Source organism: Martinezella sp. CNPSo 3964 (assembly GCF_057784375.1).
The window spans coordinates 927,324-942,842 of record NZ_JBXSOW010000001.1 but is presented as its reverse complement, the minus strand read 5'-3'; the positions used below and the strand labels follow the sequence as shown (position 1 = coordinate 942,842).

General features: G+C 60.2%; 19 protein-coding genes. 10 read left to right on the top strand and 9 right to left on the bottom strand.

The window, feature by feature from the left end; translation table 11 throughout:
* Positions 1–113: 113 nt before the first annotated feature.
* Together AC13Q5_RS04610 and AC13Q5_RS04605 are read left to right on the top strand one after the other, a co-directional pair.
* The gene (locus tag AC13Q5_RS04610; RefSeq protein WP_075852016.1) at positions 114–557 is read left to right on the top strand and encodes a c-type cytochrome; all 444 of its coding nucleotides are present in this window, start codon (positions 114–116) and stop codon (positions 555–557) included.
* Positions 558–754: 197 nt separating this feature from the next.
* Positions 755–1,669: a c-type cytochrome gene (locus AC13Q5_RS04605; protein ID WP_488500950.1), complete on the top strand. Its 915-nt coding sequence runs from the start codon at positions 755–757 to the stop codon at positions 1,667–1,669.
* A 12-nt stretch (positions 1,670–1,681) separates the two neighbouring features.
* Here AC13Q5_RS04605 and AC13Q5_RS04600 read toward each other — a convergent pair whose 3' ends face one another.
* Entirely contained in the window at positions 1,682–2,461 is a 780-nt protein-coding gene (locus AC13Q5_RS04600) for a class I SAM-dependent methyltransferase (protein WP_488500949.1), read from the bottom strand.
* Positions 2,462–2,617: 156 nt separating this feature from the next.
* Here AC13Q5_RS04600 and AC13Q5_RS04595 point away from each other — a divergent pair, with 156 nt between their 5' ends.
* The gene (locus AC13Q5_RS04595) at positions 2,618–3,187 is read left to right on the top strand and encodes a C39 family peptidase (protein WP_488501164.1); all 570 of its coding nucleotides are present in this window, start codon (positions 2,618–2,620) and stop codon (positions 3,185–3,187) included.
* A gap of 74 nt (positions 3,188–3,261) precedes the next feature.
* Here AC13Q5_RS04595 and AC13Q5_RS04590 read toward each other — a convergent pair whose 3' ends face one another.
* Both AC13Q5_RS04590 and AC13Q5_RS04585 read right to left on the bottom strand, forming a co-directional pair.
* Complete coding sequence (locus AC13Q5_RS04590; protein WP_075852020.1) at positions 3,262–3,750, bottom strand: GNAT family N-acetyltransferase; 489 nt, start codon at positions 3,748–3,750, stop codon at positions 3,262–3,264.
* Between the two features lie 198 nt (positions 3,751–3,948).
* Positions 3,949–4,362, bottom strand: a complete 414-nt coding sequence (locus tag AC13Q5_RS04585) for a MerR family transcriptional regulator (protein ID WP_457879814.1) — start codon at positions 4,360–4,362, stop codon at positions 3,949–3,951.
* Between the two features lie 195 nt (positions 4,363–4,557).
* Here AC13Q5_RS04585 and dmeR point away from each other — a divergent pair, with 195 nt between their 5' ends.
* The 3 genes from dmeR (at position 4,558) to bla (ending at position 6,946) form a co-directional block, all read left to right on the top strand.
* The gene (gene dmeR, locus AC13Q5_RS04580; RefSeq protein WP_457879815.1) at positions 4,558–4,830 is read left to right on the top strand and encodes a Ni(II)/Co(II)-sensing transcriptional repressor DmeR; all 273 of its coding nucleotides are present in this window, start codon (positions 4,558–4,560) and stop codon (positions 4,828–4,830) included.
* Between the two features lie 33 nt (positions 4,831–4,863).
* Complete coding sequence (gene dmeF, locus AC13Q5_RS04575; RefSeq protein ID WP_488500948.1) at positions 4,864–5,862, top strand: CDF family Co(II)/Ni(II) efflux transporter DmeF; 999 nt, start codon at positions 4,864–4,866, stop codon at positions 5,860–5,862.
* 85 nt (positions 5,863–5,947) lie between these two features.
* Entirely contained in the window at positions 5,948–6,946 is a 999-nt protein-coding gene (bla, locus tag AC13Q5_RS04570; protein ID WP_488500947.1) for a class A beta-lactamase, read from the top strand.
* A gap of 83 nt (positions 6,947–7,029) precedes the next feature.
* On the opposite strand, the gene AC13Q5_RS04565 is transcribed toward bla, so the two are convergent.
* Both AC13Q5_RS04565 and AC13Q5_RS04560 read right to left on the bottom strand, forming a co-directional pair.
* The gene (locus tag AC13Q5_RS04565; RefSeq protein WP_457879817.1) at positions 7,030–7,566 is read right to left on the bottom strand and encodes a hypothetical protein; all 537 of its coding nucleotides are present in this window, start codon (positions 7,564–7,566) and stop codon (positions 7,030–7,032) included.
* Between the two features lie 72 nt (positions 7,567–7,638).
* The gene (locus AC13Q5_RS04560; protein ID WP_457879818.1) at positions 7,639–9,144 is read right to left on the bottom strand and encodes a protein adenylyltransferase SelO; all 1,506 of its coding nucleotides are present in this window, start codon (positions 9,142–9,144) and stop codon (positions 7,639–7,641) included.
* Positions 9,145–9,239: 95 nt separating this feature from the next.
* Here AC13Q5_RS04560 and AC13Q5_RS04555 point away from each other — a divergent pair, with 95 nt between their 5' ends.
* Complete coding sequence (locus tag AC13Q5_RS04555; RefSeq protein ID WP_075852026.1) at positions 9,240–9,500, top strand: ribbon-helix-helix domain-containing protein; 261 nt, start codon at positions 9,240–9,242, stop codon at positions 9,498–9,500.
* Between the two features lie 4 nt (positions 9,501–9,504).
* The gene (locus AC13Q5_RS04550; protein WP_457879820.1) at positions 9,505–9,816 is read left to right on the top strand and encodes a type II toxin-antitoxin system RelE/ParE family toxin; all 312 of its coding nucleotides are present in this window, start codon (positions 9,505–9,507) and stop codon (positions 9,814–9,816) included.
* On the opposite strand, the gene AC13Q5_RS04545 is transcribed toward AC13Q5_RS04550, so the two are convergent.
* Together AC13Q5_RS04545 and AC13Q5_RS04540 are read right to left on the bottom strand one after the other, a co-directional pair.
* A complete protein-coding gene (locus tag AC13Q5_RS04545; RefSeq protein ID WP_457879821.1) occupies positions 9,813–10,334 on the bottom strand; it encodes a DUF1697 domain-containing protein in 522 nt (173 codons plus the stop codon). The two genes, AC13Q5_RS04550 and AC13Q5_RS04545, sit on opposite strands and share 4 nt — an antisense overlap.
* A 20-nt stretch (positions 10,335–10,354) precedes the next feature.
* The gene (locus AC13Q5_RS04540; RefSeq protein ID WP_488500946.1) at positions 10,355–12,448 is read right to left on the bottom strand and encodes a S9 family peptidase; all 2,094 of its coding nucleotides are present in this window, start codon (positions 12,446–12,448) and stop codon (positions 10,355–10,357) included.
* A gap of 285 nt (positions 12,449–12,733) precedes the next feature.
* Here AC13Q5_RS04540 and AC13Q5_RS04535 point away from each other — a divergent pair, with 285 nt between their 5' ends.
* On the top strand, positions 12,734–13,123 hold the full coding sequence (locus tag AC13Q5_RS04535) for a DUF930 domain-containing protein (protein ID WP_457879823.1): 390 nt from the start codon (positions 12,734–12,736) through the stop codon (positions 13,121–13,123).
* Between the two features lie 78 nt (positions 13,124–13,201).
* Here AC13Q5_RS04535 and AC13Q5_RS04530 read toward each other — a convergent pair whose 3' ends face one another.
* Positions 13,202–13,534: a chaperone modulator CbpM gene (locus tag AC13Q5_RS04530; RefSeq protein ID WP_457879824.1), complete on the bottom strand. Its 333-nt coding sequence runs from the start codon at positions 13,532–13,534 to the stop codon at positions 13,202–13,204.
* A gap of 3 nt (positions 13,535–13,537) precedes the next feature.
* Positions 13,538–14,449 (bottom strand): DnaJ C-terminal domain-containing protein, encoded by a 912-nt coding sequence (locus AC13Q5_RS04525; protein ID WP_457879825.1) that lies wholly within the window; start codon positions 14,447–14,449, stop codon positions 13,538–13,540.
* Positions 14,450–14,710: 261 nt separating this feature from the next.
* On the opposite strand from AC13Q5_RS04525, the gene AC13Q5_RS04520 reads away from it, so the two are divergent.
* The gene (locus tag AC13Q5_RS04520; protein ID WP_488500945.1) at positions 14,711–15,502 is read left to right on the top strand and encodes a polysaccharide deacetylase family protein; all 792 of its coding nucleotides are present in this window, start codon (positions 14,711–14,713) and stop codon (positions 15,500–15,502) included.
* The last annotated feature ends 17 nt before the right edge of the window (positions 15,503–15,519 follow it).

Genomic DNA, 15,519 nt, shown 5'->3' with positions numbered 1-15,519 from the left:
TCTCACCACTTTGTGACTTCATTGCCGGAGAGGAAACCGGCAAACATGTCGCCGTAATCATGCGCCGGCCGCGCAAGCGGTCCTCACCATTTGCGAAGAGGTAGGAGAACGAAATGAAGTGGAAAGCGATTGTGATAGCGACGGCTCTGGCCGGCGTTGCACTGGGTTCGGTCGTCGCAGCCGACGGCACGCACGACTCCCGCATCGGTATGATGAAGAAGATCGGCGGCGCCACGGGGGCTCTCGGCGCGATTGCCAAGGGCGACAAGCCCTATGATGCCGATATCGTCAAGGCGTCTTTGACCACGATCGCCGAAACCGCCAAGGCCTTCCCCGATCAGTTCAACCCGCAGAGCGACAAGTCCGATGCCGAGGTCAATCCGAAGATCTGGGACAATCTCGATGACTTCAAGGCGCATGCCGCCAAGCTTTCCACCGATGCCGAGACGGCGCTTGCCCAGCTGCCCGCCGACAAGGCCGGCGTCGGCGCGACGCTGAAAACCCTCGGCGGCAGCTGCGGCGCCTGTCATCAGGCCTACCGCATCAAGAAGGACTAAGCGGTAGGTCGGCCTCGTCTAGAGCAATTCCAGGAAAAGTGCGCAGCGGTTTTCCGTCCGGCATTGCGTAAGGGCAAAAGCATGGAGCCTTTTCACGTTTCGAAGAAAGGCGGCAAGGTTCTAGAAATCGATTTTGGTATCCGCATCGGTTTCGTCGCTGATGCGGAGCTTTATGGGTTTAGAGCTAGGGGGTAGTTGTGATGGCGCGCTTTGTCCGGTGGTTGCTTTGCCTATTCGGCGTGATCATTCTCGGCGGTGGCGCATTCTATGTCATCACCGCGCCGTCGCCCTTGCCCGCGAGCCATTGGGCCAATCTCGGCGATCCCGATGTCAAGAATGGCGAGATGGTCTTCTGGGCCGGCGGCTGCACGAGCTGTCATGCGGCACCCGGCGCCCAGGGCGAAGCCAAGCTGGTGCTTTCGGGCGGCTTGGCGCTGACCAGTCCCTTCGGCACCTTCCATGTCCCCAATATCACGCCGGATGAGAAGGCGGGGCTTGGCAGCTGGTCACTTGCCGATTTCGGCAACGCGATGAAGCGCGGCGTCGGGAAGAACGGCGAACATCTCTATCCGTCCTTTCCCTATGGCTCCTATGCCCGCATGAGCGATAAGGACATCAACGATCTCTGGGGCTTCCTGAAGACGCTGCCGAAGAGCAATAACGTCGCGCCTCCGCATGAGCTGCCCTTTCCCTTCAACATCCGGCTGGCGCTTGGCGGCTGGAAGTTCCTTTATCTCAACGATCAGCCGCGCGTCGTGCTTGCCAGTGCCGACGACAAGATCAAGCGCGGGCAGTATCTGGTGGAAGGGCCGGGGCATTGCGGCGAGTGTCACGCCCCGCGTGACAGCCTCGGTGGCTTCGTGAGCGGCCAATGGCTGGCGGGCGCGCCCAATCCGGAAGGCAAGGGCCAGATTCCGGATATCACACCCGGCTCCAAGGCCATCGGCAGCTGGAGCGCCGGCGACATCGCCAATTACCTCGAAACCGGCTTTACCCCAGACTATGACTCCGCCGGCGGCTCGATGGCCGAGGTCCAGCAAAACATCGCCCACCTGCCGGCAACCGACCGCGAGGCCATCGCAGCTTATTTGAAGGCGCTTCCGGCAAAATAAGCCGCAAGTGGTTCAAGCCGCGCCGGAACGCTTGGCGAGATAGAGATGTGTTTCATAATGCAGCTCGAACTCGCCGCCATGCGCGTCGATGGCATCGGCGAGCCCGGAAAGCAGCGCTTCCCGCTGATCCTCCGTCAAGAGCCGGTAGCTTGAGAGCGTGCGCAAAAGGTCGGTGTAGCTTTGTGCCGTGTGTGATCGGTTCCAGTGATAGCTGTGATGGACCGGCATTTCGAAATGGTCGGACTGCTGTAGCTCCGCAGCAAAGGGACCATCAGGCAGATACCATGCCTCGACGGGCGGGCCTAAAAGCTGCGGCGCATAATGGGCATAGATCTCGGCGAATCGTCCGGCAAGCGGCTGCTCAGGCCTCATCGGCACATTGCCGAAGACCGCGAGTGCTCCTCCCGGTGCGAGGAGGGCGGCCGTCTTGGCGAAGCGCAGTTCCGGGGAAACCCAATGGAAGGATTGTGCGGCCGCTATGAGTTTGAAGCTCTCCGGCTCGCCAGGCCATGCTTCGAAGGTGGTTTGCTGAAGCCGCACCTGCGGAAATCCCGCCAGTCTTTCGCTTGCAACCGCAATCAGCTCTGCGCCGGGATCGAGCGCCAGAATGGAAAGGCCGCGGCGGGCAAAGCTCTCGGTTGCCTGCCCAGTGCCGCATCCGATCTCAAGGACCTTATCCTTGGGTTCCAGGCCGACGAAACGGATGACGTCAGTAAACAGCGCATCGGGATAAAGCGGGCGCGATGTGTTGTAGAGACTGGCGACACCATCGAATGTGAATCGCTGTTCCAAGGCGCATCTCCAGTTGCAGGCTTAGGCCGACAGCCATTTTTCTAGCGCATTTTCCATCAAGCTTACAGCTATGGGATTCGGCAACGGGAGAGGGCGGTCGTGGACGCAAGAGTGACGCAAAAGGTTCCTTATTTCAGCCAGTGGGAAACGCCCGACATGACGCTGGCAGTCGTGGCAGAGGGTGCGCAGGCGGCTTTGCTCCGGGATCCCCTCTGGGCGTCCTCCGGTGCTGGCAGCGTCGAGGACTATGCGCGCTGGGCCGGCAATCTCTGCGGCATGGCCTGCCTGAAGATGGTGCTTGCCGCCCGTACCGGCAAAGCCATGCCGATCATGAATCTCGCTATGGGCTGCCGGGATTATGGCGGCTATGTCGAGGAGGCGGATGGCCGGATCAAGGGCTTGATCTACGCGCCGTTCGTTCCCTTCGTTAAGGACCGCTTTGATCTGAATGCCCGGGTCGTCACCGGGATTTCCGTCGCCGATATCGCCGATATTCTCACGCAGTCCGAATTTTTCATCGCGTCCGTCCATCACTCCATCCGTTGGCCCGAGACCGAGCCGCCGACCAAGGGCGGCCATCTCGTGCTGGTGACGGCCGTCGACGGAAAGAATATCCGCTTCCACAATCCCTCCGGTCACATCGATGCGACGCGCGAGAATGCGGAAATGCCGCTGGAGATGTTCGAGAGGTTCTTTGCAGGCCGCGGGATCGCCATCGATCGCTAAGGCGCTTCAGGGCGCAAAAGCGGAAACGCTCTAAAGATCAGAGCATTCAATGACGATCCTGTTAAAGGCCGGCATCAGGCGAGAGCCTGCAGATAGCGCATGCCGGTGACCGGGCGCGGCTTGAAATCCATGTTTTCGTAGAAGCGATGGGCCTGGAAATTGCCCGTTGCGGCACCGACCGAAAGGTAGCTGCAGCCGGCCTTGCGGGCGATATCGCGGGCGCGGTCGACGAGATGCTGTCCGACGCCATGACCACGATGACCGTCGCGCACGAAGAGATGGTGCAGATCCATGCCGCGCTGGCCTTCCTGCGCCTTGTAGAGCGGCACGAGGATGGCGTAGCCGAGCAGCCCATGTTCACCTTCGGCAACGAGCGCCGTGATCCACGGCACCGGGCCGAAGAGATCGCGCTCGAGCTGCTCGGGCGTGGTGCCCGAGGGGTCGCCATGATGGGCAGCCAGCAGCCGGATCATGTCGTTAAGTTCGGGCAGGTCGCGCGGCTGTGCATTGCGGATGGTCAGCACCGGCGGGCGGAGAAGTGAGATGTCGCTGTCGTCTAGCATGGCATTCTGCGTCCTTGTTTTTTAATGAGCCGTCAGGACGCTGCCGATACAACAAAGCCGCCTGACGGCGGCTTGTTGACAATATGATCTGTCTTGGCCGCCCGTTACAGGTACAGCCAAAAATACGAGCAATTATGGAGCGCGTGCGTGATCATGGGCGCATCAATGATCCGGTTCAGTGCATTTGTCAATGGGGGCTCAGTGCTCGTGCTCGCATAGTCCGTGATCGGAAAGTGCACGGATCACATAGCAGTCTTCAATGCTGTGGCCGTCGCAATGCGAGACGATGCGCTCCAGCTCATGTTCCAGCCGCTTCAGCTGCGCGATCTTGATGCGCACATCCTCCAGATGCTCCTTGGCGATGCGGTCTGCGCCGACACAGGGACGGTCCGGATGCTGGCTGAGGGAGATCAATTCCTTGATGGCATCGATGGTCAGGCCGAGGTCGCGGCCATGGCGGATGAAGGCAAGTCGCTCCAGATCCGTCTTGGAGTAGCGTCGCTGATTGCCTTCGCTGCGTTCCGGCTCCGAGATCAGTCCCATCTGCTCATAATAACGGATCGTCGGCACTTTCACGCCGGTCTGCTTGGATAGATCGCCGATCGTCAGCATACATGACCTCCAATACCTCTAGTCTCTAGAGCAATATATGAGGCCATTCGTGGAAATTGCAAGGCCGAGTAGTCGTGGCAACTGGCTGGAATGTTCCGCTGGCTGCGCCATCGTCCGGTCGTCGCCACAAAAAAGGTGGCTTCCAATTCATCGTCATAAATAGTATACCCCCCTATATTATAAATCGAGGCCACGATGTCCCATACCGTTCGTCAGCAAGCCAAGCTTCTCTCCCGCGTCCGCCGTCTCAAGGGGCAGATGGAAGCGGTGGAGCGCGCGCTCGAGGCAGAACGTCCCTGTGGGGAAATCCTGCAGCTGCTTGCCTCCATTCGCGGCGCCCTCACAGGGCTGACCGGGGAGGTTCTGGAAGACCATCTGCACGAGCATGTGCTGCATGCCGAAAGCGAAGAGGCTCGCCGGCAGGCGGTCGATGAGATAGCCGACGTGCTGAAGACCTATCTGCGGTGACAGGCTTCAGGCGTTCAAAGAGAGAGTAATGTCATGAGTATTTCCTCCGAAATGGGCCACAGCCACGTCTTCCTGGGCTCCGATCATCAGCGCAACGAACGTCGCATCTGGCTCGTCATCGCGCTGACTGCCGTCATGATGGTGATCGAGATCGGCGCGGGCACGATTTATGGTTCGATGGCGCTGCTTGCGGATGGCTGGCATATGTCGACCCATGTCAGCGCCATGCTGATCTCGGCGCTTGCCTATCTCTATGCGCGCCGGCATGTGCACAATGCGCGCTTCACCTTCGGCACCGGCAAATTCGGCGATCTCGCAGGTTTTGCCAGCGCCATCGTGCTCGCCTTGATCGCGCTGATCATGGGCTGGGAGAGCATTTTGAGATTGCTCGATCCGGTGGCGATCAATTTCCGCGAGGCCATCGCAATTGCCGTTGTCGGCCTCGTCGTCAATCTCGTCAGCGCCTGGTTGCTCCGCGACGATCACAGCCATCATCACCACGGCCATGCCGGCCACGGGCACAGCCATGGCCACACTCATGATCATGACCATCACCACGATCACGACGACGGTCATCATCACGGCCATGGCCAAAAAGGCGGCAGGGATAACAATCTGCGCTCCGTCTATGTCCATGTCATCGCCGATGCGATGACCTCGGTTCTTGCCATTGTCGCCCTGCTGCTCGGCAGCCGCTTCGGCTGGACCTTCCTCGATCCGGTCATGGGCATTGTCGGCGGACTGGTGATCCTGCAATGGGCATGGAGCCTGCTGCGTGCCTCCGGCGCCGTTCTCCTCGATTTCATTCCGCACGGTGAAGATCTGCCCGAGGAGATTCGCGAGGCGATCGAGACGGATGAGGACCGTATCACCGATCTGCATGTATGGCAGGTCGGCCCGGGGCATCATGCCGCGATCGTCGCGGTCGCAACGACTGTCTCGCGTGATCCGTCCTTCTACAAGGCGCGGCTTGCCGAGATCCACGAGCTCTCCCACGTCACGATCGAAGTTACCGTCGACAAGGCGGCATAGAATCCGCTAGCAATCGGTAAGGTCAGAGGCTCGCCATATTCCTCGCATAGCCCAAGACCTGCCGATTCTGCTGGAGGCCCTCAATATGCCCACATTGCTCACCCGCCGCCGCCTCATGGCAGGTTCGGCGCTGCTTCTTCCCGCCCTGACGCTCGGCCCCGCCACGCTCTTTGCACAAGATAGTGCGGCGCCCCAGACGCCTCCTGCGACGGACAATTCGGCAACGCCCGGTGCCAGCGGTCAGAGCCCGCAAAGCGACAGCGGAACGCAGGACAATTCGCAGCTGTCGGATGATGTCGACAAGCAGCTTGCCGATCTGGAAAAGAGGACCGGCGGGCGCCTCGGCGTCTCTGTGCTCGACACCGAAACCAACATTTCCCTCGGCCATCGCGAAGAGGAGCGTTTTCCCCTGTGCAGCACCTACAAGGCGCTCGCTGCCGGCTTCGTCTTGGCGCGTGTCGATCAGGGTACGGAAAAGCTCGACCGTCGTGTCACCTATGGCAAGGACAAGGTCGTCACCTATTCGCCGGAAACAGAAAAGCACGCCGACGGCGATGGCATGACCATTGCCGAACTTTGCAATGCTGCGGTTACGCTCAGCGACAATACCGCAGGCAATCTGTTGCTCGAAAGCTTCGGTGGCCCGGCGGCGCTGACCTCTTGGCTGCGCACAACAGGCGACACCGAAACCCGCCTCGACCGCAACGAGCCCGATGTCAATCAGGCCGTCAAGGATGACCCGCGCGACACCACAACGCCGGATGCCATGCTCGATAGCATCGGTCTCCTGACGCTTGGCAACACGCTCTCGGAGACGTCAAGGGATCAGCTGGTCAACTGGCTGGTCGCCAACACCACCGGCAACAACCGCCTGCGCGCGGGCCTGCCGAAGGAGTGGAAGGTCGGCGACAAGACCGGCACGGGCAATAATGGTTCCTATGCCGATATCGCTGTGATCTGGCCACCGGATCGGGGGGCAATCCTGGTCACGACCTTTGTTGCCGAGGCGACAGCACCTGCAAAGGACGTCGAGGCAGTTTTTGCCGAGGTCGGCAACATCGTCGTCGGCATGGTCGGGCAATAGCGAAATATTGATAATAAAAACAAGATGATATGAGCGAGATGTGAATCAGGTTCGTATCGTCTTCATGTAACCTGGCAGTTTACTCAGACGAGCGCCAATGCCGACGCCGCACTGTCCGTCTCCTGGTCGCTGTCACTATCGCGATTGCCGGCGCCAAGCTTCTGCTTGATCTCATCCGCGATCTGGTCGTTGATCGCCTTCTGCTGGTCGGCCGGTAGGGACTTGAAGGAATCTTCCGTCAGGCCATGCGCCTCCAGATATTGCGCCCGGATCTTCTGGGCAGGCGTCATATTCGCCCATTTGGCAAACTCGTCGAGAATATCCTGATCGGACTGCTCGCTTGACGATGCCGAGCTGCTTCCGCTCGACGCCGTCGCGCTGTTCTGATCGCTGCCACCGTCCGATGTCGACGACGACGCGCTGCCGTACTGGCTGAGCCACAGGCCGGATGAAATGGAGGAGGGGACGCCGCTGGACGAGACGGAAGGCCCCTGCGAATCGTCCTGCTGGCCGTCGCTATCGCCAGGCAGCGAGAACGGCGTGCTGTCGTCGCTGTCGCTGCTCTGCGAGCTGCGGATTGGCGCACTGAAGTAGTTCTGGGTGCTGCTGTGCACTTTCATCGTCATATCTCCCCAAGGATTGGCGGACCATGACTCCGCAAGCCTGTCCGGGGCTTATGCGCTCAAGCTTCCTCAGGTGCCGCAGAAGGTCTGTAGCACCCGTTCCGCCGGCAATGGCGGCTCGGCATAGGGCGCAAAGGCTGGCTGATCCTCGTAAGGTGTCGCGAGTACCTTCAGCAGAGCCTCGAACAACGAGAAATCACCATCCTCGACAGCAGTTTCGATGGCCTGTTCGATTCGGTGATTGCGGGGAATGAAGGCCGGATTGACCTTGCGCATCGCCGCCGCCCGCGCTGCCGGCGTCTGCGGATCGCGAGCAAGCCGCTCGCGCCAGCGTTCCAGCCAAGGTGCCGCTGCTTGCGGGTCGTTGAACGCGGCGGCGAAATCGGTCACCTCCTCGTCCGCGGCGAGAGCCGCAAGTCGGCGGAAAGTGAGGGTAAAATCAGCGCCCTGCTGCTGCATCGTCGCCAGCAACGACTGGATCAGCTCGAGATCGCCCTCTTCCTCGTTTACGAGGCCGATCTTGGCGCGCATGCCGGCAAGCCAATAGGTCTGAAAGCGCTCGCCATAGGCCTTGATGACGATATTTGCCAGCTCGATCGCCGTATCGACGGAGGGGTCGATCAGCGGAATCAGCGTCTCGCCTAGGCGCGCCAGATTCCATTGGCCGATGGCCGGCTGGTTGGCATAGGCATAGCGCCCGTTGCGGTCGATGGACGAGAAGACGGTCGCCGTATCATAGGCATCCATGAAGGCACAGGGACCGAAATCGATCGTCTCGCCCGATACGGTCATATTGTCGGTGTTCATCACGCCGTGGATGAAGCCGACATGCAGCCAGCGCGCGATCAGCGCCGCCTGCCGGTCGGCCACGGCTTCCAGCAGTGCAAGGTATGGATTTGCATGGTCCCTGATGTCCGGATAGTGCCGACCGATGACATAGTCCGCCAGGATCTTCAGGCTATCCGTATCGCCGCGTGCCGCAAAGAACTGAAAAGTGCCAACGCGGATATGGCTTGCCGCCACGCGCGTGAAAATGGCACCCGGCAGCACCTCCTCGCGATAGACCGGCTCTCCAGTCGTCACGGCCGCAAGCGCCCGCGTCGTCGGAATGCCGAGCGCGTGCATCGCCTCGCTGACGATATATTCGCGCAGAACCGGGCCGAGTGCCGCGCGTCCGTCACCCCGGCGGGAGAAGGGCGTCGGTCCTGGACCCTTGAGCTGGATATCACGGCGTCTGCCGTGGCAATCCTTGACTTCACCGAGGAGGATCGCCCTGCCATCGCCGAGCTGCGGCACGAAATTGCCGAACTGGTGGCCGGCATAGGCCATGGCGATCGGCTGCGATCCCGGCAGCAGCTCGTTGCCGGAAAAGATTGCCGCAGCATTTTGCTTCAGTGCCTCCACATCCAGTCCGAGTTCCCGTGCCAGCACCTCGTTGAACTTGATCAGCTGCGGCGCGGCAACCGGCGTCGGCGCCTGGTCCGCGAAAAACTGCGGCGGCAGGCGCACGTAGCTGTTGTCGAAATCGACCGTCGGCGCCCGAAGCGCGGTATCATCGTGAAGAGGAGAGCTCATGTTCCTAAGGTAGGGCCGACAGGGAGGCGGCGCAAGGCGCTTGCTCCGGGTAGGAAATCATCCTACTTTCTCCTACCAGGCGTGAGGACTTTGCGATGAACGAGAAACTGAGCATTTCGCTCCCCAGTGAAATGGTGGCTGCCATCAAGGCGCGCGTCGATGCGGGCAGTTATGCTTCCACGAGCGAGGTGCTGCGCGCCGCCGTGAGGGTTTGGCTGCGGGAAGAGGAGGAGTATCAGCAACGGATCGCAGCGATCAGACAGAGAGTGAAAACATCGCTCGATGATCCCAGACCAGATCTGAGCATGCAGGATATCGACAACTGGATCGAGACGCTGGCTGCTGAAAAACAGTAACCGCATGAAGCGATACTCCGTCGTATTTCGCGAAACGGCCAAAGCCGATCTTCAGCCGATATTCAGCTACGTGCTGGACCAAAGCAAAAGCAGGGATACAGCGCTCGCCTATATCAAGCGCATCCGGAACAAATGTGTAAAAATCGGCGCTGCGCCCGTCGGTAGCGTTGCTCGCCCCGATCTCGGCGCTGGAATAAGGATGGCCGTCTTCGAGCGCAGCGTCGTCATTCTCTATGTTGTTGAAGAGGAACGCGTGCGCGTCACCAACATCTTCTTCGGAAGCAGAGATTATGCAGCTCTCGTGACGCGTCCTTAGCCACCTTCCAGCTCTCGCGCCATCTCCGCAAGTTTGCGCACCGTATTGAGATTTCGCGAGGTTCCCGCCTTCAGCGCCGGCAGCTTCAGTTTCGAGCGTCCCGAACCATCGGGGTAGTGCACGTATATTTCGCGGCCGGCGATATGCACTTCCTCGCCGCCGGGTGCGACGAGCTTGGTGAGTGCATCCTCCGGAGCCGGATCCTGCAGGAAGGTCACCAGCAGGTAGTTCGGCTTGGCGTGAGGGAAAGGTGAATGTTCCGCCACCCTTTCCAAAACTTCTCGGCTGCGCAGGATCACGCCCGGAGACTTGCCCATCTTGTCCGCCAGCGCCTGTTCCATTCGAGCCCGCACCGTCGCCTCATCTTCGCCGGCACGGAAGACCACATTGCCGCTCTGGATATAGGTGCGCACATCCTGAAAGCCGATCTCCTCACAGAGCGCCTTGAGATCGGCCATGGACAGCATTCCCGTGCCGCCAACATTGACGGCACGCAGCAGGGCGATGAAGACAGTCATGGCTTCCTCCGTTGTTCCGCCTACATCTTCTCGGCGACCTTGACGGCGAAGGAATATTCGAACGCCACTTCCTCCAGGCGCTGGAAGCGGCCGGAAGCGCCGCCGTGGCCGGCATCCATATTTGTCTTCAGGAGAATGGGCGCATTGCTCGTCGTCTTCTCACGCAGCTTGGCAACCCACTTCGCCGGCTCCCAGTAGGTGACGCGCGGATCGGTGAGGCCGCCGAGCGCAAGGATCGGCGGATAGGGCTTTTCGCCAACATTGTCATAGGGGCTATAGGCGGCGATCTGCTCGTACTCTTGCCTGCTGTCGATCGGATTGCCCCATTCCGGCCATTCCGGCGGCGTCAGCGGCAGGGTGTCGTCGAGCATCGTGTTGAGCACGTCGACGAAGGGCACGGCGGCGATGATGCCGGCGAATTTCTCCGGCGCCATGTTGGCGATGGCGCCCATCAGCATGCCGCCGGCCGATCCGCCCTCGGCGATGATCTTCGCGTAGGAGGTGAACTTCTCCTGATTCAAATAGTCGGCGGCTGCGATGAAGTCCTTGAAGGTATTGGTCTTCTTTTCCATCTTGCCTTCTTCGTACCAGGCAAAGCCCTTGTCCTTGCCGCCGCGGATATGGGCGATGGCATAGACGAAGCCGCGATCGGCGAGTGACAGGCAATTGGTGTTGAAGCCGGCCGGAATGGTAACGCCGTAGGCGCCGTAGCCATAGAGCAGGCAGGGTGCGGAACCGTCAAGCGGCGTGTCCTTGCGATAAAGCAGCGTTACCGGCACGGTCTCGCCGTCCCAGGCGGGTGCGAAGACGCGGCGCGTCACGTAGTCGGCCGGATCGTGGCCTGAAGGCACTTCCTGTGTTTTCAGGAGCGTGCGCTCGCGCGTCACCATGTTGTAGTCATAGAGCTGGCTCGGCGTCGTCATCGAGGAATAAGAGAAGCGGATGACATCCGTGTCGTATTCGGCAGCACCTTGCAGGCCGAGAGCGTATGCTTCCTCTTCGAAGGCGATCGCATGCTCCTCGCCTGTGCGGCGATCGCGGATGATGATGCGCGGCAGGCCGTCCTTGCGTTCCAGCCAGAGGAGATGGCGGGCATAGGCGAGGTGGCTGAGGATCAGCGTGCCCGGCTTGTGAGGCACGACCTCGCGCCAGTTTTCCTTGCCCGGCTCCTTCGCCGGCGTCTCCATGATCTTGAAATCCTTGGCGTCGCCGTCATTGGTGAGAATGTAGAAGGTGTCGCCGCCTTCGGTGATCTCGTATTCGATCTCGGTTTCGCGCTCGGCCACGATCTTCGGTTCGGCTGTCAGATCCGAGGTCGGAATGATGCGGTATTCGCTGGTCTCGTGATCGTGGATATCGATGAAGATGTAGTCGTCGAGCAGCGAGCCGCCGACGCCCATGAAGAAGCCCGGATCTTCCTCTTCATACACAAGCCGGTCGTCCGACTGCGGCGTGCCGATGATATGGTGGAAGATCTTCGAGGGGCGATGGTTCTCGTCCTGCAGCGTGTAGAAGAAGCTCTTACCGTCGGGTGCCCAGACGGCATCGCCGCCGGTATTCTCGATCACGTCGGGCAGATCTTCGCCGGTTTCGAAGTTGCGGATCTTCAGCGTGAAATATTCCGAACCCTTGTCGTCATAGCCCCAGATGCCGTGACTGTGGTCGGAGGAATGGTCGAGACCGGAAAGGCGGAAATAGGACTTGCCCTCATTTTCCTTGTCCCCGTTCAAAAGCAGCTTGCGTTCGCCGCCATTGCGCGGCTCGCGGAAGAAGCGGGGCTGCTCGCCGCCGGTGACGAAAAACGTGCCATAGGCATAGGGACCGTCCTTCATCGGTATCGAGCTGTCGTCTTCCTTGATGCGGCCCTTCATCTCGCCGAAGAGAACCTTTTGCAGTTCCTTCGTGTCCGCCATCGCGGCGTTCATATAGGTGTTTTCCGCTTCCAGATGCGACCGGATTTCCGGCGCCAGGATGGATGGATCCTTGAACATCGCCTGCCAGTTGTCGGCACGCAGCCAGGCATAATCGTCGGTGCGGGTAATGCCGTGACGTGTGTCGGTGAGAGGCTTTTTCGGGGCGGCAGGAGGAGTGGGGAGATTCTTGAAAACTGACACGAGGAGCGCTTTCTCTGGTGTGAAAGTCGGATGTGAAGTGAAGAGAGAAATAGAGGGCGGCGAGGTGAGGTTCAAGCGGCAAGTCCGTTCGTCAAGCTTCATGCAAGCCGGCAATTTTAGTCTTGATCGAACAGGCAGTTCATGGAAAGCCCGTGGCGCGCTGCCTTGATGAGACCACATTCTTTACCGAAGTCGGCATACAGTGCGTCGACATGAAGGCGGTCAAGGTCTTCCCCGATGGAGCGAACGCACTCAAATCCAGAACAATGCAAGGGACCGGTCTTCATGCTGAAACTCTTCGCCATCCTGATTCCGTTGGCTAGCATCGCCACTTCCGCCTTCGCCGTCGATCCGGCTATGAAGAAGCAATTGGAAAAACTCGATCCGTCGGAACGAATGGAGCAGGCGTGCGACGCGGAGGCAATGAAGCGGATTGGTACGGACAAGACAGGCTTCAAGCCGGATAAGGTCATTGCCTATACCTTCGGCGATCCCGCCATGAATCCGGATTCGATGAACGCGCCCGGCGCGGTCTTCCGCAGCAAGGGCGATTGGTATCATCTCTCATATACGTGTGTGACTGGGCCACAGCATATCCATGTGCGAGATCTGAGCTATCAGATCGGCGACAAGGTGCCGCGCGATGCCTGGCAGGAACATTATCTCTACGACTGATCGGTCAGGACTGCTCCGGGCACGATTTTCAGCGGCCATGCTCTATCCTGTGGTCGCTTATCCTGACGGCGCAGGGACCTAGCGCCGCCTCAGCGACTCCACTCGGGTAAGTTCCGACAGAATGTGGTCCTGTACGTCGGACGGCTGCCGGCAGACGGCGTCCGTCAGGTCGCGCAGCGTCGCTCTGAGGCTGTGAAGCTGATCCACCAGATCCATGACCACGTCGACGCCCGGCTCATTCACGCCCATCGCGCTGCTGAGATCGAGGATGAGCCGGCCGCGCGCGATATCGGCGTCACGGAAATTGCGCCCTTGATCGGTGACTTCGGGCACGACCCAGCCCTGGGATATCCAGATCTCCAGAACCGTGGTTTCGATCCGGAGGTGCAGTCGAAACTCGCTCTCGTTCATCGCTTATCCTCCCATCGTCTTTCTGGGATCTTGCGCCTTGCCTGCCTCCCAGTCGGAAACGAAGCGCGTGAGCTCGGGATCCGGCGTATCCGGCAAAACGATCTTCAGGGACACGTAGGCATCGCCGTTGTCCTTGCCGCGCACAGGTGCGCCCTTGCCCTTCAAACGCAGCACCTTGCCGGTATTGGAGTTCGGCTGCAGCGTCACGGTAACAGCGCCGGAAGGGGTAGGCACCCGGATCTTGCCGCCGAGCACAGCCTCCGTCAGCGAAATCGGCAGCTCCATGCGAATGTCGTCGCCGTCGCGGGTATAGAATTTATGCGGGCGGACATGCACGGCGATCAGCGCATCTCCGGGCTTCCCGCCGTTGAAGCCGGGGTCACCCTTGCCCTTCAGGCGCAGCGTCTGCCCGTCGCGCGTGCCGGGCGGAATTTGAACGTCCAGCGCCGGCCCCTCGGGCAGGCTGATCTGCTTCTTTGCGCCGTTGATGGCGTCCAGAAAATCGACCTCCATCGTATAGTGACGGTCTTGACCCTGCATCTGGGATTGGCCTCGGCTGCGCCGCGAGAAGAAGCTGGAAAATATATCGTCGGCATCGCCGAAATCGGCAAAGCCGCCCGTATTCTGATAGGGGCCGCGCTGGCCTTCCTGGGTGGCGTAATCGCGGTAGTAGTTGCGTGGCGCCTGTTCCGCACCGCTGCTGTCGATCTCGCCGCGATCGAACCGTCCGCGCTTCTCCTCATCGCCGAGAATGCCGTAGGCAGCCGAAACCTCCTTGAACTTGTCCTCGGCCTGCTTATCGCCGGGGTTGAGATCGGGATGCAGCTTCTTGGCAAGCTTGCGATAGGCGCTTTGAATATCCTTTTGCGGGGCGTCCCGCTTTACGCCCAAAACTTCATAGGGATCGCGACTCATACATGTCTCTCTTTGGGAGCACGGAAAGATACGCAGATAGTGCTAGGGTAGGCTCATATCAATCGTATCATAGACGCGGTCAGGTTGAAGCCCGCAGTTTGCGGCTTTCATGTCTGTCGTCGTTGTGATGTGAAATGGAAGCCGTTGCCGCCGCTTCGCCATATTTCCGGCGTCTTGCCGGATAATGGCGAGCAGTGTGGCTGGGTCGGCGATTGCTTGCCCGCCGAATTTTGTTAGCCTGATCCATCTGGTGGCCATCCGATGAAACGCCTGTTGCTCGCTTCCTTAGTCCTTCTTGCCGCACCGGCTGCCTTTGCCGCACAGCCGGAGCAACCGCCAGCCGGTTGGCCGCAACTGCCGCCGAAGGCGCCGGCTTCGAAGATCAAGCTTGTAGAGCCACATCTGCATGTCGATCGTGTGGGCAAGGGAGCACCCCGTATTGCGCTGACCTTCGATGCCTGCATGGGCAAGACCGATCCGCGCATTCTGAGCACCCTCGTCGATCAACGCATTCCGGCGACGATCTTCGTCACCGCGCGCTGGCTGCGCACCAACCCCGACGCATTGAAGGTCTTCCTCGCCCATCCCGACCTCTTCGAGCTGGAAAATCACGGGCAGAACCATATTCCGGCCGTCGACGTCCCGACCAAGGTCTACGGCATTGCCGCTGCCGGTTCGCCGCAGGCGGTGGCACAGGAAGTGAAGGGTGGTGCGGATGCCATGATCGCGGCCGGCATTCCGCAGCCGCGCTGGTTCCGCGGCGCGACCGCAAAATACACGCCAGCGGCCATCATGCAGATTCGCGGCATGGGCTATCGGATCGCCGGCTATTCGGTGAATGGCGACAGCGGTTCGCTTCTGCCGGCCAAGATGGTCGAAAAGCAATATGCCTCCGCCAAGGACGGCGATGTCATCATCTCCCACATCAACCAGCCGACCCATGCGGCAGGCGAGGGGGTTGCAGCCAGCATCCTCGCGCTGAAGGCAAAAGGCGTCGATTTCGTTCGTCTGCAGGATATCCCCGAAAAGGGCGACGACGACACGACGAATTGATTGCTTCGGCAATTCCA

Excerpts from the sequence above, each read along its gene's own strand:
- AC13Q5_RS04610 (WP_075852016.1), top strand. The coding sequence starts at position 114 with ATGAAGTGGAAAGCGATTGTGATAGCGACGGCTCTGGCCGGCGTTGCA.
- AC13Q5_RS04595 (WP_488501164.1), top strand. The coding sequence starts at position 2,618 with ATGACGCTGGCAGTCGTGGCAGAGGGTGCGCAGGCGGCTTTGCTCCGG.
- AC13Q5_RS04590 (WP_075852020.1), bottom strand. The coding sequence starts at position 3,750 with ATGCTAGACGACAGCGACATCTCACTTCTCCGCCCGCCGGTGCTGACC.
- AC13Q5_RS04585 (WP_457879814.1), bottom strand. The coding sequence starts at position 4,362 with ATGCTGACGATCGGCGATCTATCCAAGCAGACCGGCGTGAAAGTGCCG.
- dmeR (WP_457879815.1), top strand. The coding sequence starts at position 4,558 with ATGTCCCATACCGTTCGTCAGCAAGCCAAGCTTCTCTCCCGCGTCCGC.
- dmeF (WP_488500948.1), top strand. The coding sequence starts at position 4,864 with ATGAGTATTTCCTCCGAAATGGGCCACAGCCACGTCTTCCTGGGCTCC.
- bla (WP_488500947.1), top strand. The coding sequence starts at position 5,948 with ATGCCCACATTGCTCACCCGCCGCCGCCTCATGGCAGGTTCGGCGCTG.
- AC13Q5_RS04565 (WP_457879817.1), bottom strand. The coding sequence starts at position 7,566 with ATGAAAGTGCACAGCAGCACCCAGAACTACTTCAGTGCGCCAATCCGC.
- AC13Q5_RS04560 (WP_457879818.1), bottom strand. The coding sequence starts at position 9,144 with ATGAGCTCTCCTCTTCACGATGATACCGCGCTTCGGGCGCCGACGGTC.
- AC13Q5_RS04555 (WP_075852026.1), top strand. The coding sequence starts at position 9,240 with ATGAACGAGAAACTGAGCATTTCGCTCCCCAGTGAAATGGTGGCTGCC.
- AC13Q5_RS04550 (WP_457879820.1), top strand. The coding sequence starts at position 9,505 with ATGAAGCGATACTCCGTCGTATTTCGCGAAACGGCCAAAGCCGATCTT.
- AC13Q5_RS04545 (WP_457879821.1), bottom strand. The coding sequence starts at position 10,334 with ATGACTGTCTTCATCGCCCTGCTGCGTGCCGTCAATGTTGGCGGCACG.
- AC13Q5_RS04535 (WP_457879823.1), top strand. The coding sequence starts at position 12,734 with ATGCTGAAACTCTTCGCCATCCTGATTCCGTTGGCTAGCATCGCCACT.
- AC13Q5_RS04530 (WP_457879824.1), bottom strand. The coding sequence starts at position 13,534 with ATGAACGAGAGCGAGTTTCGACTGCACCTCCGGATCGAAACCACGGTT.
- AC13Q5_RS04525 (WP_457879825.1), bottom strand. The coding sequence starts at position 14,449 with ATGAGTCGCGATCCCTATGAAGTTTTGGGCGTAAAGCGGGACGCCCCG.
- AC13Q5_RS04520 (WP_488500945.1), top strand. The coding sequence starts at position 14,711 with ATGAAACGCCTGTTGCTCGCTTCCTTAGTCCTTCTTGCCGCACCGGCT.